The organism is Novipirellula methanifontis, from assembly GCF_052161655.1.
Taxonomy (GTDB): Bacteria; Planctomycetota; Planctomycetia; order Pirellulales; family Pirellulaceae; genus Novipirellula.
In genome coordinates this window covers 7751816-7778149 of record NZ_CP197418.1, presented here as the reverse complement: position 1 = coordinate 7778149, position 26334 = coordinate 7751816, and the positions used below count along the sequence as shown (strand labels likewise).

General features: G+C 54.1%; 18 protein-coding genes and 1 tRNA gene. 13 read left to right on the top strand and 6 right to left on the bottom strand.

Translation table 11 applies throughout. The annotated features are described in order from the left end of the window. Positions 1-195 precede the first annotated feature (195 nt). Entirely contained in the window at positions 196-1974 is a 1779-nt protein-coding gene (locus SH528x_RS27615) for a preprotein translocase subunit SecA (RefSeq protein ID WP_442506666.1), read from the bottom strand. A gap of 326 nt (positions 1975-2300) precedes the next feature. Here SH528x_RS27615 and SH528x_RS27610 point away from each other — a divergent pair, with 326 nt between their 5' ends. From SH528x_RS27610 to SH528x_RS27595, 4 genes are all read left to right on the top strand, one after another. Continuing rightward, positions 2301-3323 carry a hypothetical protein gene (locus SH528x_RS27610; RefSeq protein WP_442506665.1) on the top strand — a complete coding sequence of 341 codons (1023 nt, stop codon included), beginning with the start codon at positions 2301-2303 and terminating at the stop codon, positions 3321-3323. A 197-nt stretch (positions 3324-3520) separates the two neighbouring features. Continuing rightward, positions 3521-3594, top strand: a tRNA-Thr gene (locus SH528x_RS27605). A gap of 85 nt (positions 3595-3679) precedes the next feature. Further along, positions 3680-5011 (top strand): DNA-directed RNA polymerase subunit alpha C-terminal domain-containing protein, encoded by a 1332-nt coding sequence (locus SH528x_RS27600; protein WP_442506664.1) that lies wholly within the window; start codon positions 3680-3682, stop codon positions 5009-5011. Then, a complete protein-coding gene (locus tag SH528x_RS27595) occupies positions 5001-6179 on the top strand; it encodes a GspE/PulE family protein (RefSeq protein ID WP_442506663.1) in 1179 nt (392 codons plus the stop codon). Before SH528x_RS27600 ends, SH528x_RS27595 begins: the two co-directional genes overlap by 11 nt. A 141-nt stretch (positions 6180-6320) precedes the next feature. Here SH528x_RS27595 and SH528x_RS27590 read toward each other — a convergent pair whose 3' ends face one another. Continuing rightward, positions 6321-7091 (bottom strand): PIG-L deacetylase family protein, encoded by a 771-nt coding sequence (locus SH528x_RS27590; RefSeq protein ID WP_442506662.1) that lies wholly within the window; start codon positions 7089-7091, stop codon positions 6321-6323. Positions 7092-7225: 134 nt separating this feature from the next. Then, a complete protein-coding gene (locus SH528x_RS27585; protein ID WP_442506661.1) occupies positions 7226-8236 on the bottom strand; it encodes a hypothetical protein in 1011 nt (336 codons plus the stop codon). A gap of 329 nt (positions 8237-8565) precedes the next feature. Between SH528x_RS27585 and SH528x_RS27580 the strand changes: the two genes are divergently transcribed. Beyond that, positions 8566-9933: a glycosyltransferase gene (locus SH528x_RS27580; protein ID WP_442506660.1), complete on the top strand. Its 1368-nt coding sequence runs from the start codon at positions 8566-8568 to the stop codon at positions 9931-9933. A gap of 26 nt (positions 9934-9959) precedes the next feature. Further along, positions 9960-11039 (top strand): hypothetical protein, encoded by a 1080-nt coding sequence (locus SH528x_RS27575; RefSeq protein ID WP_442506659.1) that lies wholly within the window; start codon positions 9960-9962, stop codon positions 11037-11039. A 161-nt stretch (positions 11040-11200) separates the two neighbouring features. Here the strand turns inward: SH528x_RS27575 and SH528x_RS27570 are convergent, their stop codons facing one another. Then, entirely contained in the window at positions 11201-12790 is a 1590-nt protein-coding gene (locus SH528x_RS27570; protein WP_442512186.1) for a sigma-70 family RNA polymerase sigma factor, read from the bottom strand. Positions 12791-13232: 442 nt separating this feature from the next. Here SH528x_RS27570 and SH528x_RS27565 point away from each other — a divergent pair, with 442 nt between their 5' ends. From SH528x_RS27565 to SH528x_RS27535, 7 genes are all read left to right on the top strand, one after another. Continuing rightward, positions 13233-16307 (top strand): glutamate-ammonia-ligase adenylyltransferase, encoded by a 3075-nt coding sequence (locus tag SH528x_RS27565; protein ID WP_442506658.1) that lies wholly within the window; start codon positions 13233-13235, stop codon positions 16305-16307. Between the two features lie 31 nt (positions 16308-16338). After that, positions 16339-17421 (top strand): acyl-CoA dehydrogenase family protein, encoded by a 1083-nt coding sequence (locus tag SH528x_RS27560; protein ID WP_442506657.1) that lies wholly within the window; start codon positions 16339-16341, stop codon positions 17419-17421. Between the two features lie 621 nt (positions 17422-18042). Then, on the top strand, positions 18043-19287 hold the full coding sequence (locus tag SH528x_RS27555) for a hypothetical protein (protein ID WP_442506656.1): 1245 nt from the start codon (positions 18043-18045) through the stop codon (positions 19285-19287). Positions 19288-19299: 12 nt separating this feature from the next. Then, positions 19300-20169 carry a PhnD/SsuA/transferrin family substrate-binding protein gene (locus SH528x_RS27550; protein WP_442506655.1) on the top strand — a complete coding sequence of 290 codons (870 nt, stop codon included), beginning with the start codon at positions 19300-19302 and terminating at the stop codon, positions 20167-20169. A gap of 77 nt (positions 20170-20246) precedes the next feature. Beyond that, positions 20247-21389, top strand: a complete 1143-nt coding sequence (locus SH528x_RS27545) for an outer membrane protein assembly factor BamB family protein (protein ID WP_442506654.1) — start codon at positions 20247-20249, stop codon at positions 21387-21389. A 3-nt stretch (positions 21390-21392) separates the two neighbouring features. Next, complete coding sequence (locus SH528x_RS27540; RefSeq protein WP_442506653.1) at positions 21393-21887, top strand: hypothetical protein; 495 nt, start codon at positions 21393-21395, stop codon at positions 21885-21887. Between the two features lie 319 nt (positions 21888-22206). After that, positions 22207-23145, top strand: a complete 939-nt coding sequence (locus tag SH528x_RS27535; RefSeq protein WP_442506652.1) for a TIGR01777 family oxidoreductase — start codon at positions 22207-22209, stop codon at positions 23143-23145. Between the two features lie 94 nt (positions 23146-23239). On the opposite strand, the gene SH528x_RS27530 is transcribed toward SH528x_RS27535, so the two are convergent. Continuing rightward, entirely contained in the window at positions 23240-23452 is a 213-nt protein-coding gene (locus tag SH528x_RS27530) for a hypothetical protein (protein ID WP_442506651.1), read from the bottom strand. Positions 23453-23683: 231 nt separating this feature from the next. Beyond that, positions 23684-26158 carry a TIGR03032 family protein gene (locus SH528x_RS27525; RefSeq protein WP_442506650.1) on the bottom strand — a complete coding sequence of 825 codons (2475 nt, stop codon included), beginning with the start codon at positions 26156-26158 and terminating at the stop codon, positions 23684-23686. Positions 26159-26334 lie beyond the last annotated feature (176 nt).

The window sequence follows — 26334 nt, the reverse complement described above, 5'->3', positions numbered from 1 at the left end:
CCACACTTTTAGTCGTCTTGCCCGTGGCTAAATTCGCCATTTCCCCTGGCCTGTTTATTTGACGCTACAACCGTTGCAATTTGGCAACGTACGTCCCCAGCCCGCCATAAACCTCCCGTTTTTCCCAATCAGCCTCGCCCAGCACGGCAGAGGTGCCAGCAACCGCCGTTGATCGTTCCGCAATCAACCGTGTGATCACTGTGATTCCGAAATAGGATCGAGCTGGGGATCGAGCCCGAGTGAGCTCATTTGCTGAGCCAGACTGCGAGCCTGCGTCGCCAATAAGTGTCGGCTGCGTCGATGCATCCGCGCGACAGCGGATTGGGCACGACGAAGTTGCCAGCGGACTCGCTTTTCCGAGTTAGACCCTCGCATGGCTAGGCGAAGTGCATCCGCCGCCGTTCGTCCGTACGCTTGGTCAAGAATTTCATCCTCAATCGATAGATAGCAGCGATACGATCCCGGGTCGCCTTGGCGTGCTGCCCGGCCAATTAATTGGCGGTCGATGCGTGAAGCGGAATGCGGCTCACTGACGATCACATGCAAACCGCCCGCTGCGGCAACAGATGCTTCGAGCGGAATATCCGTGCCGCGGCCTGCCATATTGGTTGCCACTGTAATACGCCCGGATGTCCCCGCCTGTTGCACGAGATCGGCTTCCTGGTCCACGTGACGTGCATTGAGCACCACATGCTGTAATCCTCGAGATCGCAAGACGTCGCTCAATTGCTCGGACTTTTCGATCGTCCGCGTTCCCACTAACACGGCACGCCCCGATGCGATGACGCTTTGGATTTCGTTGGCAATCGCAGCGAACTTTGTCGTTTCACTCTCACGCGTGATCGTTTGACACTCGATTCGTTGCGAGCGTTTCCAAGGGGCAATTCGCCGAACCGACAATCCATAGACCTCTGCAATCTCGCGTCGGTCCTCCCACGCCGTGGCGGTCATGCCAGCGAGATGGGCAAAGCGGGCAACGAAATCTTGGATCGTCATTTGGGCGATCGGCATTGCCGGAGGCGTCACGGTTAGCCCCTCGCGAGCCTGGATCGCTTGGTGGATTCCCGCCGCAAACGTGCGGTTGAGCTCACCGCGTCCGGTGAATTCATCGATCAATTGAATTTGGTTTTCCGTCACGATGTAATGTTGATCGCGGCGATACCGGGTAAACACACAAAGGGCGGTTTCCACTCGATGCACGATATCGGTGGTCGTCATCGCATTCATTTCCGCGGGTATCGTTGAGCGAAGTACCGTTCGGTGGCCAGTGTCGGTCAACGCAATCGCATCGGATTCGTTACTGACGACAAAGTCGACATCTCGTGTTAGCGTTTTTGCGAAGTCGGCGGCCCAGCGGCAAGCAGCTTCGCAGTCAGTTACACCAGGCAGCGGAGACGACGAGATCACCAAAGGTGTCCGCGCTTCGTCGATCAGAACACTGTCGGCTTCGTCGACCAACAACACGTCGAGTGTCATGATGCGGTCGTGATCCGTCGCCGACGGATTTTGCGAATCGCGTTGTCGCTGCTCAATTCGCTCGACTAAGTAATCGAAGCCAAACTGCCTGAGCGTGCTGTAGACCACGTCGGCAGCGTAGGCGATGTGTTTCTCCGCCGCCGACATGCCTGCGGTGATCGAGGCAACGGTTAATCCCATCGATTGAAAAACAGGCTGTAACAGTCTGGCATCGCGGGTGGCTAAGTAGTCATTTGCGGTAGCGACAAAAACCCGCCGCTTCGACCGGGCCATCACAATGGCGGACGTCGCGATGCTGAGCGTCTTGCCCTCGCCGGTCTGCATCTCCACAATCGATTGCCCCAACAAAAAACGAGCGGCATCGATTTGAGTTGGGCGTATCGCGAGCCCGAGATGCGCGCGTATCGCGGATCCTACTTCGTCGATTAACGAAGTGCTCAGTCGAGCATCGCGGAGGGGCAGCCCTTGAACGGCTAACTTGTTTTTCGCTGTCAACACGACGGCTTTGATCGGGGCAAAGATGGACGGGGCCGGGGGGCCCGAGTTTGATTGATTTTGATGCTAGGTGAAATTAATGCACGCAAGCGATCCTCATGGGTGTATCGCTAACTTACATTTTGATTCCGGCTACAGTTTTGTTAACTAAAAACCGAGGATTCGTGTATAAAAGGACGACCAAGCGTGGGACAACACCCGTCTGCGATTGGAACTTGTCGGTTTGATCGATTCGTCATTGCCGTTATGACGCTAAAAAATCGGGAACGGTCCGATTCTTGCATTTCCGTCATTAAAACCCTCCACCTGAACGCAAGCGGCGATAATCCGTGTCAAATATTCGGACTTTCAGCAATGTCGACCTCCCGCGATTAGTCGATGTTTGGATCGATCATTGGTCCTGCTGTGGCATTTCGCCTCCCGTCGCGATGGCGACGATTGAGCAAGCGATTCTTGCCCGCACCTTTTTCGATCCTGCCAATTTACTCGTCGCGCTGTCCGATGGTCAGGTTCGTGCTTGGTGCCACGTCGCCGTGGATCGATATCCCGATGAACACGGCAATGAGCTTAGTCAAGCAGCGTTGGGCCAAGACTTTGTCGGCCAAGATGCCGTCAGCCAAGACAGTGTGGGCGAAGACGAGCCCATGGCCCGCATGCTCGCGTTTTGCTTCTCGCCCGCTGGCGGGCTAGAGGTCTGTGGCCCTTTGTTGGCCGCTGCAGAGGACAGGGTGAAAGAACTCGGTTGCAATTCGCTGCGTGTGGGACTGGTTCGCGACGGGTACGACGGTTACGTCGGCTTGCCTCCGATTGGGCATGGAATCGGCGTTCCGGAAGCCGATACCCGCACCACATCGCTGTTATCTGAGATGGGGTACACGCCGAGCGAGCCCATTTCGCGAATGGTTGTTTCGACCAGCCCCTATCGTCCCCCGGTCAACCGCGAAGCCTTGCAACTAAGACGGACCACTCGCGGTGTTCGCGAGCCCCGCATCCCGGTTGTGCCCAGACTCGCGTCCGCGTTGTCTCATTTTGATATCGAACGACATAAAATCGTGGATCATCGCACATCCGAAGTGCTGGCCCAGCTGGAACTTTGGTGCAGTGATGTCGAGGCTCAAGTGATGAACTGCTCTAACGCGATCCTGGATCTTTCGCTGCTGGAAGAGGAAAATCATCTGAAGGCGGCCGAAAGTTTTTTAATTGGCAGCCTGATTCAAACGCTGGCAGATCGGCGGATCTATTTTGTCGAAACGGCCATTAATAGCGACCGCACCGAACTCATTCGCCAGCTGGAGTCTCTTCAGTTTGAGAATATGGAAAAAGGTCACCAGTGGCAAAAAAAACTGGTTTAAAGGCCAGTTTGCTGATTTTGCCCTCCTAATTGGTCCCCATGCCAGTATTTAGTGCCCCGAGAGCGGGTTGTTCCACGAGTCGCCTATTGACGAATTTTGGGGTTTTCGCTTATTTTATTCGGGCACGTCGTTCTTTTGGCACAGGCTTTCAACAAGGCGTTTGAAGCCACGTTCCGATCACCCCCGAACGAGTGAACGCCAGCGTAGCTTCAATTGGCAGAGCATCGCATTCGTAATGCGAGGGTTGCGGGTTCAAATCCCGCCGCTGGCTTCAAATTTAAAGATTCTTTTTCAGTGTAAGTTTCCCCAAACTTGCATTCCTAGCTTAAACAGCTCGCGACAGGAGATGCTTCTCGATGAGTGATATCGAACTCGATGTGCTCGATTTGAAAGAGATGGTTCTGGCAAACAATTCGTTTGGACCGTCCGATGTCGCAGCTATTCGTTCTGCGATCACCGAGAATTACGGCCATTTTGGTGAGCTTCGCGACGCCGTAAACGAAATGGAAGCGGACGAGGTCCTCAGCCCCGCTGCCAAAACCAAGATGGGCGTTTGCCTATTCTTGCTCGGCAAATTCAAATCGGCTTTGGAAACACTGCAAAACGCTGACGGCAGCGCAATGGCGTTGTTCTATCAAGCTCGCGCTCAATTCGAATTGAGCCATTACGAAGAAGCGATTCCGGTATACCAGCAAGCACAAACGTCGGGCTACAACGCCGATGATTGCAACATCCGCATCGCCGAAGCTCACCGCTACGCCGGACGCACCGAAAAATCGCTGGAAATTCTCGATAACATTTTCGGACCTGCTGAGCAGACCTCCGAATACATGTACCAACGTGCAGCTACGGTTTCTGCCGTGGGTGATCGCTTGGAAGAGGCACTGGCTTTGTACCAACGTGCCGTGAACACGGACGAAAATCATGCGGGTGCCCTTTTTGGCTTGGCACTCGAAAACGACCGTCTCGGTAACGACAACGAAGCACTGAAGCTTTACGAACGTGCCGCCAAAGCGTTCCCGACCGGCATCGGCGCGTTGATCAACCTCGGTTTGATCTACGAAGACAACAACCAATTCGACCGTGCTCAGGCATGTTATCGCCGGATTCTGGAATCGTACCCCGATCATCCTCAAACGAATCTGTATTTGAAGGATGCGGCTGCAACCGGCAATTTGCTGTACGACGAAGAGGCACAGCGACGCAACGACCGTTTGGCACAAACGCTGAACATGCCTGTTGCCAACTTTGAACTGAGCGTGCGAAGTCGCAATTGTTTGCAGAAAATGGGCATCGACACGATCGGTGACCTGACGCGAACCAGCGAAGCGGAGCTGCTAAGCAGTAAGAACTTCGGCGAAACGAGCTTGGTTGAAATCCGCGAGATGTTGACCAGCAAGGGACTTTCGCTTGGCCAGTTTGCTCACGAAAAGAAGAGCAACGATCCACCGATCGACACCAGCCACATGTCGCCGGACGAGCAAGCGTTGCTCGAGCGTCCGATCTCGGACTTGAATCTTTCGGTTCGAGCACGCAAGTGCATGGCACGTTTGCAACTGAACTCGATTGGCGAATTGGTTCGCAAAACGGGCGACGAAATGCTCGAGTGCAAGAACTTTGGTGTGACAAGCTTGAACGAAGTCCGCGAAAAGCTGACCGATCTCGGAATCAAGCTTCGTGGCGACTGAGCCCCACTCGATTTTTTCGCATCTTGATCCTGCGGCCAGCGATTACGCTGTCGCCGCAGTCGATCGTTTGCTTGAAGCGGCAATCACAAATGACGCTTCGGACATTCATATCCAACCACGCAAGGAAGGCTGGGATGTCCTGTTTCGCATCGACGGCGTCTTGTCCGTTGCCGATTGGATTCGCGGCGGCAGCGCAGGCGATCCTGTCACCCGGCTGATGGTGCTTGCGGGACTGCCAACCTATCGAAGCACGCAACCGATGGAAGGCCGGCTGAAATGGCGGGACGATGCTTCCACCGACGAGCCTCCATCACTTCGTCTGAGCGTCTTTCCCACCGTTCACGGTCCACGCGCTTCGCTTCGATTGCTGCGAAAAGATGATCGCTTTGATACGCTCGATTCGCTGGAGCTTGATGTCAAGACGACCGCACAACTTCGGCAGCTGTGCCTTCAAACCGACGGTGCCGTTTTGCTTTCCGGTCCCGCCGGCAGCGGCAAAACGACCACGATGTACAGCATGCTGCGGACGATCGCAGCACTCCGTCCGCGGCGAAGTGTGATCACAATCGAAGATCCCGTCGAATCGATCATTGATTCGATCAGCCAGAGTGAGCTGGATCCTAGTGGTGGAATGACACTCGCATCGGCGCTGCGAAGTGCGGTGCGGCAAGACAGTGAAGTGCTGCTCGTCAGCGAAATACGCGATCCCGAAACGGCCGAGGCTGCTATGCAGGCGTCGTTAACCGGGCATCTGATATTCTCGTCACTGCATGCCACCGATGTCGCGGCAACGCTTCGCCGCATGATCCAATTTGGGGTGCCAACGTACGCGTTACAAAGTGGCGTGCGCGCGGTGTTGTCCCAGCGGTTGCTGCGACGGCTGTGCGGCCAGTGCCAAGGGCATCCCGAGAAAAAAGTGAATTGCGAAGCGTGTGTTGGGACCGGATATCACGGGCGTGTTGCGATCGCCAACTGTATTTTGTTTGACGGATCCGATCCGGTTGGCGAAGCATTCTCAGCCGCGCTCGAGCGAGGCGCATCGGCGGCTCAGATGCGTCTCGATGCGATCGATGCAGGCTGGGTCGATCTTCGCGGCCAAGCCGAAACGTTGGTCCAGCAGGGTGTCACCGATACGACCGAAGTCTACCGTGTGCTGGGTGAAAACTAACGTCCTCGGCAGAAGTTTTGCGGCATAACTTCTTAAGGCAACGAAGCTGCAAAACGTAGCCTAGGCTTCCAGCCTGGGACCACATCGAACCCAGGCTAGAAGCCTAGGCTACGTTTAACTCAATGAGTTGTGCGGAGGTGCTTAAGCACGCGTGTCGACGATGATGTCCGCAAGTGCGTCACGTAGTGGATCATCATCGGGACCACAAAATCCCCAGTGTTCGCGCCGCCGCCAACCTTCGGCGTACTGGAACTTGCCACTCTTTTGTCCCATCTGCAAACTCAGATCTCGCATCGCCTGCAAATAGCTATCCATCCCCTGGCTTTCATCGAGCCACTGTTTCTGGCTGGCGTGACAGGCGAGTGCCTCGACTTTCGTCTCGATCACATCCGTTTCGTCAACATACATGTGCGGCGTGATCCACTCGCCTAGCGGCGTGCGATGCCCCGGAGTTTGCGAGTGATAGACCGTCACGGGATCCATATAGACTGGCAATTCAGGATCGCTCTCCAGATTTGGCATCCCATGGGCGAACGCCGCACTGACGGCCAAACGACAGCAGGTCTCGTGGTCTTCCATATAATCAACCGGCGAATGCGTCAGCACAATCGTTGGCTTTGCCTTGCGGACAATCGCGGCCACCTTTCGCAAGTTTTCGGTGGTGTAGGCCGCTTCCATGTCGGGGAAGATCGGATCGTGAAAGGTCGCACCGATCACTTTGGCAGCATCGCGAGCCTCTGTCAGCCGAGTTGCCGCGCAGGTCGCACGATCCATCGTCGTCGATCCACGTGAACCGTCGCACAGATTTGCGTAGTGCAATTCCCAACCGCGACGTGCAAGTTGCAACATCGCTCCGGCCATGAAAAATTCGATGTCGTCGGGGTGGGCCGCAATGGCAAGAACAGCTGGCATCGTTCGGTCTCGCTAGGAGGGATCACGTTGGTGAGTTGATCCGTTTTACCAAACTTTGCTCGCTGCGGCGACAGTCCAACGTCGCCGCGATACGAATTGCACTTAGCCATTGGGCTTAGCGACTTGAGACATCTCTAGCGTCGTGATGACGAAGGTCGCGATGCCATCTGCTGCTTAGGTCGCAACAAGTAGACCTTGGGATCGTCGACAATAAACGATGTGCTCCAACGATGTCCGTCATCCGCACTACAGATGTTGTAGAAGAAGGTTCGGAAACGCTCGGCGCGATAATCGTATGGGAATTGGCTGGTGATGTAGTCGTCTTCGGTAAGATCGTCGACACCTTCGGATGCATAGTAATGAACCATGCCATCGGGAGTCACGCTCATGCCCAAGGTCCACCAACCTGTCGTGGTGATTTGTGGGCCACGGAAATCACCGCCGCGACGATTGCTACGAATCCGCAAGTAGGCGTAGTCATTCTCGCGATTGGCTTGCCCTTGACTTTCGAATTCGATGAACATCCCAGGCCAATAGACTTCGTTGCCCATCTCTTCGACGGTTCGCTTGAAAATCCCGATTCCTTTTTCTTTGTCGACCATTGCGGTCGTTTCCAGAGCAAGACGGAAACCGAAATGCGGTCCGCTACGGTTTTCCCATTGTGCCACGGGTGGCAAGAAAACTCGCGTTGTCACGCTGGGAACTTCCGAGACGTCGACGCGACGCTTCAAGCGATATTGGACGTTCGCAACAAAATCATCTTGATGCATCTTTCCGCTTGGTTGTCCGGGGATACCGGTAAAGCGAGAACGCATCAATAACGAACCTTCGCTGCCGGGGAGACCACCCGATGGCGTGCGAACACGCTGGACAATATCGGGATGACCGCGTTTGATCCCCTCGTACCAACGTCCATTTGCACTGCGGCCCATCGGGCTGCGTTGGTTCTCGTCGATGTCTTCGGTGCTCTTCGGATCGTTCGGAACATAATTCCAATTAGGATCCTCAAAGTCGTCGGCGACACCGACAATTTCGGTTCCTGTGCCCGGCACCACTGCTCGTTGAGCATGGGCGGTTTGCCACGCTGTTCCGCTCAGCAGCAACATCGCGACAGTGCTCGCGATACGAGAGTTCGTGATACGCATGTTTTGATCCATCCCTTGTGGCTCTGTCTTAAAACAAACAGCCAAGTCAACTTTTGGAAGATGTTCGTACACGTATCCTCGTGCACGTCGCTCCTCCGCCCTGGAAGGAACAATCGGCATAATCGGCACAGTTTCTAAAGCAATTCTGCTCCCCTTCTTCTGGATTCAATCTGGACGCCGCAAAACGATCCTGATATTTACGAGAAAGATAGACGAAATGCCCGCAAATCCTGCGTGCTCGTGCCATCCCCCCCTTACGTTCCGTCCGCACTGGAAGCGGAACGAATTGACTGCCACCACAACTCATCACTGCTGTCGCCTGATTGTTTATGACCGATTCCGAATCACGTTTGCTGCTATTTGACGACAACATTCGGGCCATTGGCGGTCACTTTCTCGAATTAGCAACGTTGTTGATGGAAGGCGCGTCGGAGCTTGGTTACCAAACTCGCCTTGCGACACATCAGTCGTTTGACGGGTTTGACGCCGTTGACCCTAAGATCGCTGTTGAGCGCGGGTTTCGTGCCCGGCGAATGCTGCATTGGTCCCTTGGCGTGGACGGTCGCTCGAAGGTGCGTCGCAATGTCGAAGCCCGAAATATCGGTGGTACGAAGCTTCAAAACTCATGGCAAAACTTGCGAGACCCACTCTCTCGCCTGGATCGTCGCCCCAACGTGATGCTGCAGCGTTGGTCCGAAGATTTTTTGAGTTTGCTGAATCGCTGGGACATCACCCGCAATGACACTCTGCTGATCAATACCGCAGACGACTTTGTCATGCTCGCGCTCGCTAACGCGCTAAGTCAGCTTCCTGATGACGTCAGTTTGACGATTCATGTTGTCTTTCACTTTGCAGTCTTTGACACACAAACACCGCTGTCGCAAAGACAGCAATTTGGCGACCAAGTCAACGACGCGTTGCAGCAAATGTCGCGGCATAAAATCCATTTGCACGCCACCACGACCTCACTGGCCCAACAATTGGCCGAAGTCGGAGTGGTCGCCAATGCGGTGCCCTATCCGACACGCTATCGATCACCGGTACCCCGAAAAAGTGATACACAACGCTATAAGATCGTGTTGGCGGGGACCCCGCGTGCCGAGAAGGGACGGAGGGTGATTCCCGAGGTGCTCTCCAAAATTCACGCTCCCCACTTGGCGAGCGGACGTTTTCAGATGTCGATGCAGATGCCATCAAAACGCTGGAAACGGATGATTCCCAAACCAATGCAGGCGATCTACGAGTCGACGCTTGCCGCCGCCACAACCACCGCTGCGAAAGCCTCGGATTCCTACTTCGAAATCACTTCATCGGACATGCCCGCCAACGACTACCATCGTTGGTTGGACACCGCCGATGTCGGGCTGTTTTTGTACGAACCATCGCGATATGTGGCGAGATGCAGTGGTGTGCTTCTCGAAATGTTTATCCGTGGCGTTCCTGTCATCGTCCCAGACCACTGCTGGCTCGCCGACCAAATTCGAGCCGCCGGCGGCGACGGATCAGTCGGTTTTATCTACGAGTCGATTGATCAGATCCCCAGCTTGCTCGATCAAATGCATCACGAATACGAAGCAATCCGCTGGCGGGCACGGCATCATGCGATGGCGATCGCAAAACGACATCGTGGTACCAACACTCTGATCCAAATGGGCATCCGACCGGCCGCGCAGGCGAGTCGCACACGAGTCGCTTAGCTGCAACTGGAATAAATGAGTCTGTTATGCAATTAAAAAACATCATCCGATTTCCGGTTGACATTCGTCGCGCCAATCAAATCTTAGCGTCACGCGTGACGTCCTCGGAATCGCTGACTCAGCGTCCGATTGCGTTGGACCTGTATACAGACCAATTGCTGTTTGACTGTGGTCGTCATTTCGCATCCTTGGCGCACCACAGTCGCGAGATTGGATCGCCGTTCATTGTCCGCGGCAGTCGATTGCTGCTCGCCAGCGTCGCTCGCAAGGTTCATGGGGCCGAGATGTTGTCCGAGGGACATGCAACTTGGTTTCATCCCGATGAATCGCTTCCCGCAGACGCCTGTGTGTTAAGCGACGTGCCGCGCGAGCAAGCCACTCGGGCGGGGATGGGATCCCAGCAAGTTGAAATGATGATTGGACGCGATATTTTGGCGGGGCGACCGGTGATGCCCTATCCAATGCATCCCGCAACGCTGCGGAATTCAGATCACGCATCGCGGGTCACGCTAAGATCAAAATTCACGCGTGAAGCGATTTTGTTCGCAGGCAGTCAGAAATCGAAATATGGTCACCAGAAAATGGAGCGATCGTTCGGTGTCCTCAGCCGACTACATATTTTGAATGTGCTGAGCGAATTTGCCACGAACAGCGCTGCGGTTCCGATCCGCTTGCAAAACAGTGCGGAAACTCCCATTACCCCATCGCAGTGGCTGCCGTTTTTGGCCCAGCATCGCTTCTTTGTCTGCTGTCCTGGGGCGGCGCAGCCCATGTGTCATAACTTGATCGAAGCGATGAGCGTCGGCACGATTCCGCTAATCGAATACGGCGACCGATTACGGCCCCAATTGATCGACGGTGACAACGCCATCTGCTTTCGCGGGGCCGACGGATTGCGGGATGCGATCGACCGCATTCGTCAACTTACGCCGTCACATTTAGATCAGATGTCGCGTTCCGCGGCGGACTACTATGACAAACATTTGTGTGGCAAAACGTTTCTCGCATCGCTCCGCGACAACGCACTCGATTTGTCAGCAGGCCAAGTCGTAATGCCGTTTCACAGTGAGAATTTTTACGCCGCCGCAGACTTAAACGTCGCGTAGAAGGTCAACGCCACAGCGACGGTCATTCTGTGAGCCGACGGCGATAGCCGCGGGCCCACCGCGTTCGTATGGAAACAAGCCCGCGGCTAACGCCGTCGGCTCAGATCAATATGTCGAATGACTTTCTTTACTCTGCCTGCAAAACCCGGATCGCGATGTGGTTACAGCGCTTCGCTGCCTTCGAGCATCGAAATCTCGGCTCCGTCTAAGAAGCTGACCAGCGATTTGGCTCGATAAGGCTGTTGCAGTTTACGAACCGCCTTGCTTTCGATTTGACGAACGCGTTCTCGAGTCACCTTAAAGATCCGTCCGACTTCTTCGAGCGTGTAGGTGTAGCCGTCAGCCAAACCGTAGCGAAGCCGCAAGATTTCACGTTCACGGTAGTTCAAGGTTTCCATGGCCAAATCGATTTGCGTTTTCAGTGCTTCACGATTGGTTTCGAGCAACGGATCATCGTCGCGATAGTCTTCAAGGAACTCACCAAACACGCTCTCTTCGTGATCACCAATCGGTTGGTCCAACGACAACGGTTGGCGACTCATTTTCAAGATCACGCGAGTGTCCTCGAGTGCCAAGCCGCTTCGCATCGCCACTTCTTCGGCGGTGGGTTCACGTCCATTTTCTTGCACCAAATCACGCGTGATCTGGCGAATCTTGTTCATCGTATCGATCATGTGCACTGGCACTCGGATCGTGCGGCTTTGGTCAGCGATGGCACGGGTGATCGCTTGTCGAATCCACCACGTTGCATAGGTGCTGAACTTGTAACCGCGAGCGTGCTCAAATTTGTCGACCGCTCGCATCAATCCGGTATTGCCCTCTTGAATCAAATCCAAAAAGGAAAGTCCGCGATTGCGATATTTTTTGGCGATCGAGACGACCAAACGCAAATTGCCGGCCGATAGAACTCGCTTTGCCGCATCGTAGTCTTCGCTGTAATGATCGCATCGCGAGACACGTCGACTGAGCGTACGCGGAGTTTCATAAGTCAATCGCATCAAGTAGCGAAGTTCGCTGTTCAGCTCGTCTTCGCTTGGCATGCCTGGCATTGCCAATAGTTCGGTGTTATTCAACATCGCTTGAATTTCAACCATGCGATTCGCAGCATTGCGAAGCTTTTCAAACAACGGTTGAAGCCGGTTTGTACGTAGATTCATTTCTTCGATCAAACGCACCGCCTTGTTCCGACGCACGACAAGGTTTTTCCAAGCCGCACGTCGCTGACGCATCGGCAATCGCTTGTTGATGGCGGTCAAGTAATCTGCACGATTTTGTTGCAGCAAATGCTGGAGCGTTCGTACGTTAGGAACGATCCGTTTCATGATCGCCTTCTTTTCCGCCGCATTGGTCACACTTACTTCGATCGTGCGATCCAAACGCAGTTTCTTGTCACGGACCTGCTCGAGCAACTTGAGTGCCCCTTGCAGCATGAAGTCGGTGGCGAGCATCCAGTGACGATAGCGTTCGCGTGTTTTTTCGATCTGCTTGGCTGCCGAGACTTCCTGATCACGAGTCAACAACGGAATCTGGCCCATCTGCATCAAATACATGCGGACGGGGTCTTCGGTTGGATCGGTATCGTTCTCAATACGGCGTGCAATCGGTTCGCTGTCGTCCTCGCCTGCGGCAACCGCATCGTCATCTTCGGCGTCAACATACTGTTCGCCCATAACGCGAGTTCGTCGCGAAACGGATTCCTCTGCATCATACGCATCATCTTGAAGACTGCGACGGCTGAACTTCTTTCCCATCATGCTCTCCTCGGCACCCGTGTCAAAAACCTCGGTAACGTTCGAGAGGAACCAAGCAGGATCGGTACCAGCGGTGGCGCCGGGCATCGCATAAATCATGGCAAACCGTTATCAGTGAATAGGTTAGGTCAATTTGAGAAGGGAGATTCGAGGACCAGAGTGTTTCCCAAAAGCAACCAATCGATGTTGCACAAAATCAACATTGTGTTGCTCAACCCACACCCTGGCGGGACATTCTCGGGGCCAGCGTGTGGCAGAACTCTCCGCGAATGAATCGTAGGTTACGTTTTGGCCGCACTACACGAATCTCGGTAAAGGTTTTAGACTAAAGCGTGGTTGCAATTCCGGTCGTGATTTCTCATGCCGCTACCATGTAACCCCAAGCACGTGCTGCCTTTACTTCCTCTCATGCATCCGCGCCTAGCAACGATTCAATCCACCTATGCAAGACAACTTCGATTGGATTGATTCCGCAACGTTTTCCGCACCCGAAACCGCTCGCGACAATGCGAACCGGATCTGGCAACGGGGGATCCCTCACGACCTGCTAGCAGCATTGCAGCAGCGACTTGTCGAGCAATTCCCTGTCCTAGATGATGCCGATGCAGTACTGGACGCTCTGGCGAGTTTTCTGACTGCCGCTGCGAAGCCGGAATGCCTGCTTGAACTTTTCAAAGATGACGCCAAATCGTTGCCGTCGCTGCTGCAGATTTTCGCAACTAGCCCCACGCTGACCAAGCGATTGATCGCTGATCCCGACAGCTTTCAGCTGATTCGTCAACAAGATGGGCAAGCGGTCGACCGTGCCTCTTTGGTTGAAGGTCTGCATGCAGTCATGTCCGAGATTGAGGATTTCGATCAAGCTGCAGAGCAAATTCGAAGTTTTCTAATTCGTGAAACGAGTCGGATCATTTATGGCGAGTTCGTTCGCTCGATGGTCCCCGAGAAAGTCGGGCGGCAACTAACGTATGTCGCCGATGCCGTGGTCCAAGCGAGTCTCGACTTCCTGCTTCGCTATTTGCCCTCGCTTCGCGATACCCCGGTGATGCCAAGCGGCAACACGCCGCAAGTCACGCTGATCGGTCTCGGCAGTTTTGGTGCTGAAGAAATGAGTTACGGCGATTCTTTGCAACTCATTTTTCTGTACGATCGCATTGACCCGTGGAATATTACGCATCGAGAGTATTACGATCTGTTGGTCAGCGAATTCATCCGCTTGTTGCAGTCGAGCAGCCCCATCGACGATGGCTACAACATCGATCTTCGCCCCAGCCCGATGTATGAAACCGGCACCCGGATTTGTAGCTCGTTCGAAGCGGCACGTATCTTCGAAACATCCGGTCGTACCTGGCAACGAATGGGATTTATCAAAGCGCGAGTCGTGGCGGGTTCCCAAACACTCGGCGAGGGATTCTTGACCCGACTGCAACCGTGGATCTTTCGTCGCTTCATCAGCCGTAGTGATTTGGCTGAAATCCAGACGCTTCGCCACAAACTCAAACGCCGTACACTAACGCAAAGTGAGTCGACACCAACCTCGGTGAAAATAAAACCTTGCAACGTGTTGCGAGACCCCGGTGGCCGCCAGGACATTGAGCGAACGATTCAATTCCTGCAACTGCTGCATGGCGATCGGCTGCCCGAGGTTCGTAAAGCGAACACGTACGATGCACTGATTGGCCTGGAACGCGCGGGATGTGTGACGCATGAGGAAGCCTCGTTGTTATCAGAAAACCACGCACGTTTATGCCGGTTGCAACACCAGCTCGCGGTGATGCTCGAACATCTTGATGACCAAGTACCAACAGAGACGAAGCCAACGCAACGAATTGCTTGGCAATTGGGAATTCGCGATACAGAGTCAAAGCAGGGCGACGCCCTCCGCTTGCGAAAACAGCTAGAAGATGTGTTCGATGTCAATTGCCGGATGATCAACCATTTGATGCTCGACGCTCCCGACGACGGATCCTCCGTTGCTGTGGAAACCGAGCTGATGCTCGATCCCGATCCTGCGGCGGAAACGATTTCTCAAGTTCTGTCAAAACATGCTTTGTCGAATCCTGCTCGGGCGTTCGAGGATCTCATTGCGCTCAGCACCGAATCGGTCCCTTTCCTGTCGCCGCATCGATGTCGTCACTTTTTTGCTCAAATTGTGCCTTCGCTACTGCTAGAGATTTCGCGTACACCGCATCCCGACAAAACGCTTGCCTCTTTGGCTCGTGTTGCCGAATCGATTGGTGCCAAGGCGACGTTGTGGGAATTGCTCGGAACGAATCGTCCGACGATGAAAATGATGGTTCGGCTCTGTGCCGCGGCGCCCTATTTGGTTGAAATCTTGACCGATAATCCAGGCATGATCGACGAACTGATCGACTCATTGCTGGTGGATCGTTTGCCGTCCGCCGAACGCATCGACAGTCAATCCATCGAATTGTGCCGCGGTGCACAAGAGATCGACGCGATCTTGCACAGTTTTAAACAGAGTGCTCATCTGACGATCGGGGTCCGGAACATCCTCGGAAAAGAAACCTTGGCGGCCACTCAACAAGCGATCGGCGATACTGCGGAAGCGTGCATTCGCCGAATTATCGAATTTGAACAAGAACGGCTAGCGGCTCAATACGGAGATCCGGTTAACGAAGACGGCGAAAAGGCCGAGATGATTGCTGTCGCGCTGGGGAAATTAGGAGGTCGCGAACCGAATTACCATAGTGACTTGGACGTCGTGTTTCTCTATTCCGCCGATGGAGAGACATGCCGACGCGTCGGAGGTCCTCGTTCGACCACGTCCAACCGCAGTTTCTTCAATCAATTAGCTCAGAGCGTGATCCAGCGGATAAATGCACCGGGTCCAAAGGGGCGGATGTATGAGCTTGATGGACGACTGCGTCCCAGTGGCGAAGAGGGCTTGTTCGTCGCGTCGACCGAAGAATTTTTGAATCGATTCCGCCAAGACGCAGCACCGTTGTGGCAATGGCTGGCGATCTGCAAAGCACGCACGATTTCAGGATCGCGAACGAGTCGGATGCGTTTTGATGCCGACGTTGCGACGCTGTTGGCCCAAGCACCATGGGCTGACTCAATGGCGGATGAAATTCGTAAAATCCGTACACGAATGCAGGAAACCGCGACCGCCGGAAATTTGAAAAGAGGCGAAGGGGGCACCGTCGACGTCGAAATTGTCGCTCAGATGTTGACGCTGAAACACGCCTCGGAATCTCCTAAAGTCACCCACTGCAACACCACGATTTCGCTTGAACGACTCGCCGAAGCGGGGCACATTCCCGAAGACGAAGCGTTACAGTTGATCGCGGGTTATCAAACGCTCCGCGGCGTCGAGATTAATCTGCGACTGATGAAAACGCCTCATCGCCATGCGTTGCCCGAACTTGACTCGTTGATGAAAAATCTAGCGTTCTTGATGAACGAGAACGATCCCAAGATGATTGAGGCGGCGTGTCATCAAGCACGTCAACGAAATCGTCGACTGTTTAATCGCATTTTTGATCGTGCGTAAACGTGCTCTCCAACCGGAACCACAAACGTTGATGTCTGATTCACTATTGATTCGCTCACCGAACGACGCTTTGGGCCATCCGCTTCTGCAATCGCTTCGCGAAGAAGCACCACGCTGGAATCATGTCAACGATTGGCCTGCCGAAGCCCTTCGATCCTGTGCCGATGCAGGCGTTTTTCGCTGGTTCTTGCCACCTGAATCAGGCGGGCTCGGATGGAGCGACGAAGATCAGACTCGTGGCTACTTGCTGCTTTCGGCGGCCGACCTGACGACTACATTCATTATCACCCAGTTGATGGGATCCATTCGCCGCATCGCGGGCAGCGATAATCCGGCCCCCGCAGCGCGTTGGTTGGAAAAGCTTGTCAGTGGCGACGCCTTTGGGACCGTCGGAATCAGTCATCTGACGACAAGCCGCCGTCACCTCGCGAAACCTGTCTTGCTGGCTGGCGAAAACTCAGACGGCTACGTCTTGGATGGGATGTCGCCCTGGGTGACCGGTGCTCCCCACGGCGATGTGTATGTGGTCGGTGCGACACTCGAGGATGGCCGCGAATTGTTAGCGGCCGTTCCACGTTCCCTCGACGGAGTCGAACCATTTCCTGGAACCGAACTGGTCGCATTATCGGCAAGCTGTACCGACAAGCTTGTGTTCAAAAAGGTCCAGATCGACGAATCGATGTTGATCGCCGGACCGATCGAAAACGTAATGCAAACCGGCACAGGGGCTGGAACCGGCGGGCTGCAGACTTCGACGCTCGCGATTGGACTCTCCAACGCAGCTGTTGATTTTCTAGTTCGCGAGGCACTCAAGCGACCTGATTTGCAAAAAATTGCCGACGAAATGCAATCGGAAGTCCTGACGCTAGAAAATGATTTGCTACGCGCCGCAGCGGGCGATGCGACCTGTGATGCCGCCGATATTCGTGGGCGAGCCAACCGCATGGTGTTGCGATCGACACAAGCGGCACTCACCGCAGCCAAAGGTGCGGGCTACGTGCAAGGCCATCCGGTGGGCAAATGGTGTCGCGAAGCGTTGTTCTTTCTGGTCTGGAGCTGCCCTCAACCGGTCACTCAAGCCTACCTCTGCGAGCTGGCGGGAATCCAAGAGTAAACTTGATCCAGTTTTAAAATTTGGATTGCATTTCGCAGTTGCAAAACGTCAAGCGTATCGCTGAGACGGGAACACAAACTTTGCAAGAGAATGTTGGCTGAATCGTTGGCAAAGACATAGTTTCAACCTGGAAGACGCTTTCGAATCCCACGCGTCGTGCGATCTTAGACCGACTGTGTGATGGTCCGCGGCCGACGACCGATGTTGTAGGGAAATCCCCCCATTTGTGAAATCCTTGAACTTTGGATCGGCAAGTACCAAGCCTATTGGTCAAACACGCTGTTGCGGGTGAAAGAATCAACAGAGTCCGATGCCAAGCACAAACGCAACTCTGGGAACAAGCGAGTTTGGTATTTTAGATACCATTGTTTGACGGCGATGACATCCGAGCCAGTCGTTCTTTGCTTGTTGCCAGCACTGTCGGCGGTGCTAGCAACGGCAATGTAGACGACTGTTGCAGTCGCCTACATTGCGAGGGGCTACACGCTGGATCCAACCGCGAAATGTGCAATCCGAATAGCTGCAATGAGCTAGCAAACGGCTTTCCCGGCAAATGTTTCCCTACCTCTTCCCGATGTGGTAGCCTGTAGATCTCTTCTCTCTTTTCAGAAAGGATTTGCGATGCGACTGGTCCAATTGACGCTGTGTCTGGTTCTCGGTTTGTGGGGTTCTATGTCTTTGGCTGGCGACGATGTCAAGGACATTGATGACGTGGCGACCCATCAGCAGATAGGCATCCTGAAAATTGCGGAATCGGGCAGCGCATTGCCGATCAATGCGTTCTGCCTAGCTCGCGATGGAATGGTGGTAGCCGCTTGCGGGACGGGACCGGGCGAAGTGCGGATCGTTAATGACGATGGTGAAATCCTTCAATCTTGGAAGCTAGACGTTAAACCCGAGGCCATCAATGTGGCCGATGATGGCACCATCCTGGTTGGCGGCGAAGGCAAACTGTTTCGCTTCGATAAGCAAGGCACACAGTTGCAGGTAGCCGATTCACCGCACGCCGAAAAATTGCGTGGCGGTACCGAGTCTCTTCGTGCTGACGCACTCAAGCGACTTACTCGGACCAGCGTGACTGCGACAAGTCGCGTCGAGGTCTATGAACGCATTATCAATCAATTGCAGTCGAAAGCGGATTCAGGGAAGCTGAATACGCAAGAAGAACGAATGTTGGAACTGCTGCCCAAAACGCTTGTGCGGCTGAAAGAACAAGCCGAAGCGGAACAGGCTGAACAAGAGGACGCCAAGAAAAAAGGACCTAGCGAAGAGGCTATTCAGCGGCAGATCAACAGCTTGGTTAAATCAAAGATGCGAATTTCCTCGATCAGTTCCAGTGGCGATTATGTTTTCGTCGCCACTCCAGCACTCGCCGGATATGGATACGACATATGGCGACTAAGTGATCAGTTTAGCGACGGTCAAGTGATCGTAAACGGTTTGCGCGGCTGTTGCGGACAAATGGATGTACAGTGCTGCGAAAGCGGCATCTTTGTTGCCGAGAATTCACGGCATCGTGTTGTCCGGTTCGATACACAAGGTGCAGAAATCACGAACTGGGGCAAACGTGATCGCACGGGCGAAGATGGCTTTACCAGTTGCTGCAATCCAATGAATGTGTGTTTCAATTCCGACGGGGATGTTTTCACCGCAGAATCAGGGACGGGGCGCATCAAACGCTTCAACACCGACGGCGAATTGGTTTCTTACGTGGGCGATGTTGACTTGGTGCCCGGCTGTAAAAACGTCTCCATCGCCGTGTCACCCGATAGCAGTAAAGTCTACATGTTGGATTTGACGCGAAACCATATTGTGATCATGCAAGCCCGCGAAACGGAACAAACCGGCAAAACAGCCGCAAAGTAAGGCAATCGAACGATGATCTATAAATCGATTTGGGCCGCGACTTGTCTACTGGCGTGCTTGTTCAGTTTGTCGGGGACGCTCAATGTGGCGGACGCGAAGGATACGTTTTCGTTGGTAGTGATGGACCCACTGGCGGCTCCATTGTCATGCCCGTGCGTGGAAGGGTACGCCCAGCGTAAGTACGAGGCTTTGGCGGAACACTTGGAACAGTCGCTCGGCCGACCCGTGCGGCTCAGCTTCGGTGAATCCTTATCGATGGCACTGAAAAAATCCGGCGGCGATACCGACCTGATTATCGGAAAGGAATCAGTCGTGCGGGCCGACGCCAAAGCGGCGGATCTTGGCATTACTTTGTTGGGCCATCTAACCGATAAGCAAGGTTCCACCCAGCAGCGTGGACTAATCGTTGTCAACCGTGACGATCCAGCCCACAAGCTTCAACAGTTGCAGGACTACACGATTATTTTTGGCCCCTCCGAAGCGGTCGAGAAACATTCTGCCGCCATCGCTTTGTTGTCAGAAGCTGGCGTCGAAATCCCTCAGGACCGCCAGCGGATCGATGCTGCCTGTAGTGATGGTGCGTGCAAGGTGATTGACCTCGGTCCCTCTTCGAAAACGGCGGCTGTCATTTCCAGCTACGCTCAGCCCTTGCTGGAAGGCTGTGGCACGATCAAAAAGGGCGATTTGCGTGTCGTCGGCCAAACGTCGGAAGTGCCGTTTATCGCGGCCTTTGCCACCGACAACCTGTCGGCCAGCGAGCGCACGGTGGTCACCGAAGCGCTAGCCAGTGTGGCGGAGAAGCCAGACGTGCTGCTGGCACTGGAGTCACTGATCGGGTTCTTGCCGGCAGAACCGTCAACGGTGATCGTAAAAAAAAAGTAACCGCCCCTGACGCCGCAGCGGCGGATCAGGCGTGGACGCAGTGGCGGGGCCGGGCGCGGGACGGGCGTGTCGCAAGTTTGCCGGATTCGCTGGCAGAGACTGCAAACATTTGTTGGCAGTTGCCGCTGGCGCGTGCAGGACTTGGCGGGATCGCCGCGACGACAACCCATGTGCTGTTTGGCGATCGCGACGTGGATGATTTTCACGATGTGTTTCGATGTGTGAATGCCGCCGACGGCGAAACGATCTGGGAAGTGACGCGACTGGCGATCGGAGCACTGGACTACGGCAATTCGCCGCGAGCTACCCCGTTGATTGTGGGGAATCGCGTTTACTGCCTCGCCGCCTTAGGCAATCTGCTGTGCATTCGCATCGCCGATGGCGAAGTGCTATGGGAACGCAACCTACACGATGACTTTCAGCCCGCCGGTGAATTGCCGTGGGGGTACTGTGGATCACCGCTGTACGTCGACGGAAAAGTGATCGTGAACCCGGGTGCCAAGCATGCATCGCTAGTGGCGTTACAGGCCGACAGCGGTGAAGTCGTTTGGGCGACGCCCGGTGAGGCTTCAGCGTATGGGTCGCTGATCGCATGCGAACTGGGTGGCCGCCGGCAAATTGTGGGGCATGATTCCGTTTCACTGGGTGGTTGGGACGTGGAAACCGGGCATCGGTTGTGGACCGTAACTCCCGTTGTTCCAGGAGACTTTAATGTTGCCACGCCGGTCATTTATCATGGTCGGCTGCTGATTGCGACGGAGAATAACGGGACACGCGTATTCGGATTCAACGACAACGGTCAGATCAATCCGCAGCCCGAGGCGACATGCGATCGTCTTCGACCAGACATGTGTACGCCAGTGGTGGTTGGAAACCGATTGTTTTGCGTGAAGGATTTTCTGTTCTGCTTAGACCTATCGGTTGCGAATCCCGCAGAGCCTAGCGAGTCGCAGCAGGTCTTATCAACTGTAGGTCTCCAAGAACAATGGCGAATACGAGATCCGGCGATCGGAGACTACGCAGCGTTGATTGCCTCGGAGGAACGTTTACTGATCATCGGAGAAGGCGAATTATTATTGCTGAACACGGACGGATCAAAAACAATTCTTTCACGTCAAAGCGTGTTCACCGATGATTTGCCGCTGTACTCGCATCCCGCGATCGTGGGAAATCGACTGTATCTTCGCGGCGAAACGCAGTTGCTCTGCATCGAGTTGTAAGTGATGGATCCGGTTCGAGTTTCAGCAGACGTCGCGCTACTAGCGTTCCTGATCGCTTGGTTGCTGCGGGTGTATCCGAACGATCGCCATCAAAACCGAGTCGAGCCGTGGGCCTATGGGCTCGGTGGCGTGCTGATGGTTGTACACGTCCTGATCGCTTACGGCATGTTCCATCACTGGTCGCATGCTGCAGCCCTAGCTCACACCGCCCAGCAGACCGAGCGAGTTGTCGGTTGGTCGTTCGGCGGTGGTTTGTACTTCAATTTTGTATTCGTGGTGGTCTACTTGGCGGACATCGTTTGGAGAAACCGACGCGGCGGATGGAAGAACCGTAGGCCGCATTGGCTTGCTGTCGGAGTGGATCTGTTTTTGTGGTTCATTGTGGCGATGTCCACCATCGTATTTGAGACCGGAGTGGTTCGGATGGTCGCAGTGGCAGGCTTATTGGCCGTTATCGCAGCACGCTGCAGTTCAGCAATTCGGTTGCGGAGAAGTTAATCGCCGCCATCACGTCTTTGCGTGCGACGACCTGGGTACCGGTGTAGCAGATAAGCAGCTAGGCAGGAGTCTTTCAGTATATTAGCCGCTTTGGCGCTAGCCACGGTTCCGACATTCAACCGGGGCTAGTGCCCAAACGGCTAACGGGATTTCACCCAATGATTCCCGCCTACTTGCTTAGGTGGGCGAGATTCATCTTTGTTGTTGGCCATATTAGCCTCATCCCAGCATTCGAACTGCGGTGTTCGAGTTTATGTCGCGAAGTAATTGCGGTTAATCGTGGGAAGCCAACAAATGAATGAGTCTGGAAGATCAACAAATGAACGAATTGAAGGGCAAAAAGGTGCTGATTGCCGGTGGTAGCGGGTTCCTTGGCGTTTCGCTGGCGACACAGCTTTCGGATGCCGGTGCAGAAGTTACAACTCTTTCACGGTCCAGACCGAAGATCAGCGGAGCATGGAAGACAGCGACTTGGGACGGTTGCAGAATCGGCGAGTGGGCGAAGCTGCTCGATGGATCCGACGCCGTTGTCAACCTTGTTGGCCGGACTGTGAACTGCATCAAGACGCCGGATCACCAGGACGAGATCCTGCGGTCACGGGTCGAATCGACGCGGGTGTTAGGTCAAGCGATGCAAGTTGCGAGTTCGCCGCCACCGGTTTGGGTGCAAATGAGCACGGCTCATATCTATGGAGATCCACCCTCAGTGGTCTGTAACGAGGACAGCGCCGAAGGGATCGGGTTCGCACCGACGATCGGGCGAGCCTGGGAAGCCGCGTTCGCAGAAAGCAAACTGCCGCACCAACGCGGCGTCATTCTGCGGACCAGCTTTGTGATTGGCCGTGATCGCGGAGCGGGTGGTGGAGCACTCGCGATGCTCGGGATGGTCGCTCGACTGGGACTTGGCGGCCGTGTTGGCAGCGGCACGCAAGGAATGAGCTGGATTCACGAAACGGATTTAAACAATCTGTTTGCCAGAGCGATTTCAGACGAATTGATGTCGGGCGTCTACATTGCATCGTCACCCAAGCCGGTCAGCCAGAAGGAGTTCATGCGAACACTTCGCAATGTCCTCAAGATGCCAATTGGATTGCCAGCGTTTGAGTGGATGATTCGCCTCGTTGTTCCGCTTGTTCTGCGGACGGATCCGGAATTGGTTTTATATGGACGCTATGTTGTGTCCAAGCGTCTATCCGTCGAAGGCTTTGAGTTCCAGTTTCCTGACCTCGAATCAGCGCTTCGCGACCTTTATCGCTGAAGCCGTGGTGTCGGCTCACAATTTTTACAAGGCGTGAATGGATCGCTAGAAATGATCGAGCAAGCAATCGTCGATCGCAGTCCGTTTGGAAGGTTCATGCATCGTCTCCACCCGAGTCTTTCTCCAATGCGGGCATCACACGTTTGATCCGGAACTTCCATCCGGCCAGATCGGGGTGGCAATTACCAGCCAATTTCATTTGCAGTCGCTCAATCAAACCGTCGAGTTGCAGCCAACCGATCGTCCAGCCGGCTTTGGTGTTATCGAGTTCACCTGACTGAACGAGATGCTCTGGTCGCCAAGCCATTTCAATTTGATCGCAAAAGTAGATAGTGAAGATAGATGATTGATAGCCGTCATCGTACCAATTCTCGAATCATATTTCAGCAAAAGATGCGATTCAATCAGAAGCCAGAATCCAGCTTTCCGGAATTGCCTTGATGGATTCACAGCTAGATCAGTTCTCTGTTAACAACAGGATAAGTCGTCAGATAACTTTTCCTGAAGGATGCGTCTTTTGTCACTTCTGAGGTGGTACTTAATATGATCGACTGATCTCGTTTACAAAGCTTTGCAACTTTCCACCGCTCGTGGGCGGAATTCGTTCCAACGATTCGATCTTGATCGTTGGGGTGGCCTGTTCCAAGAATTCGCGAAGCATCTTCTGCATTTGCTGTGAATGTTGTTCGGTCCAATGACGATCCGGCACAACGCGGAGCGTGACGCTTTTCGGTGTGTGTTGGACAAATTGAAATTGATGAAATCCACCAATCTCGCGCAGGTATCCGGCTAAGACGTGCGAAGATTTTCGGCGGCCATCCGATAGGATCACAGGCGGACGCTGTTTTCCAATGACGCGGCGGATCGCTGGCAGACCGCGACCACATTCGCAAGCTGTGGCAGCAAGTTCGACAAAGTCTCCAATCGCATACCGCAGCAATGGCATCAGGTAGTTGTGGAGCGTTGTGAGGATAACCCTCCCGGTTTCACCAGGTCCGCATGGTTCACCATTCGCATTGATGACTTCCATCAATACGTTGTCAGCATGAACATGATAATTGTCTGACTTTGGACAAGGCGAAGCGAGATATCCCGCCTCCTCGCAAGTGTATGAATTCTTTACGGGCACGCCGAACGCAGATTCAATCTTGACTCGCATTTCATCCGTCAATTCTTCTGCAATTGCTTGAATCGCTTTCAAGTTCGTGAGCCGAGTATTGGCTTCGGCTGCTACGGATGCGAGAGCGACAAGATTCGAGGGATAGCTGAGGATGTAGTTGGGTTCAGTGCGGGCAAGCCATTGCAATTGGACTCGTGGGTCTTGCAGTACATCCATCAAATGCGATGGCCCTGTCGTCAGAAATTCTTTAAATGCGGCACCCCAGTTAGGCAAATCAATGCCTTGTAAAAGTTCCGCTGCGTTTGGGCTCTCAGAGACGGGGCCTTCAGAGACTTTGCGAATCGCTGCCAGTCGTCCGCGTGGATCGATGCCTGCCCAATCAATATCGCGTCGAAACGCCGCTAACCACCAGTTGGCGACTTGGTTGGTGCGGTGTACTTGAATCGGAACGCCGGTCGTGCCAGATGTGTGCGAGTGACCAAGCGACTGGTGCCCTAGTGGAAGTTCATCTGCATGGAGCTCCGGTGTGTTTAGTTGCAGTTCGTCGCGTTCCAAAATTGGAATTCGCCGCAAGTCGTCCATCGACTGGATTTTTTCTGGATGAATCCCGTGCTTGGAGAATAACTCGCGATAATAGGGTAGGTGCTCGTTGCAATGCGAAAGTAGGTTGCGGAGTCGGTCCAATTGCCAACTCACGATGGATTGAGGTGACTGCCATTGTAATTGGTTCATCAATCGATAAATCGGCGTCGCTGGGTGAGACGGATTCGTCTGCGACTTTGTATCTCGCTGGAGATCTGCGGTCGCAAGATTCGCACTTGGCAAATACCAAACCGGCGATCGGCCTTCGGCAGATGCCAGCGGTCCGACGACGTCAGGATGGCATTGTCCGGTGGTCAATTGCACGTCGAAGATTTCATCCACTCCTGCGGTGAACTCCAATGATGCGACACTGCGACCACTGGCCATATCGATGATCCCGACTCCGCAGCGAAGTTCATCTGCACGATCGGAAATTGGCAGCCCACCAAACGTCTGCGTCTCGCGAATTTTGGATAATCCGACAAACGCATAACGATCACGCATTGCAAGTCCTCGAAGAAACCCTGGCAGGTTTTCAATCGGCGTGACTTGTCCCGTGTTAGGATCGACGGTGACCAACGTGCCGGTTCCTGAATTCAGCAACCACAGTTTATCACGGTGGACTCGCGGTGAATGTGGCATTGAAAAACCGCGGGCAATCGTCTCGTTACTTTCAACATCGATCAGACAACCACCATCGCTTTTATGAGGTCGCCAACCTTCGGCCGTGTCCGTTGCGGCCAGGGCAGTGACGTACTTTGGTTGGCCATCGACGACAGCGAGGCCATTGAGGTGGCAGCGATCTTCTGCGGCCAACTTGCTAATGAACTTTGGTTTCCATCGGGGAATGAAGTTGTATCGCGGACTCAGCGTACAGAGACATGAGAATAGTGTGTTGACGATCCACAATTCATCGGGTGCATTTTTGTCGTCACCCCATGCCATTTCATGAACCTGGATTTCATCGGTGAACTGTGAGGCGCGAGTGAGAAAGCAGGCATCGTGTTCACCCATGGGTTGCAAACGATTCGCGATTTCTGCCGCGTTCCGCAATAACCAAACCTGGTGCCGCGTTCCTACTGCGATTCTGTTGTTGGCGACCGCCATCCCCATCGGTCGGTCGAAGTTGTGAAAGGTGAAACGAAGCTCCTGGCCGCTGGAGCTGACGACGATAAGCTTGCCCGCTTGGTAGGTCGAGATCAGCAGTGCGGCATTCAAAGTGCCGAGGATTCCCGCGAAATCACCACCGACAGTGTACTTAACTTCACGCATCTGTTTGGCGGCAGACTCGTCGGTACCAGAGTTAGACATAGTTACCCAAACATTTGCGACAAAATCACTCCGTCCCCCCCAATCACCAGGGGGCGTGAATTATTCTAACAACTTTGGTTCTTTAACGAACGACCGAGCTTTCGAGACTTTCAGTAGAGCAACTGTGATGACAAAGCCAACTTCAAGACTCAGCAAACTCACGCAATTACTCAGAC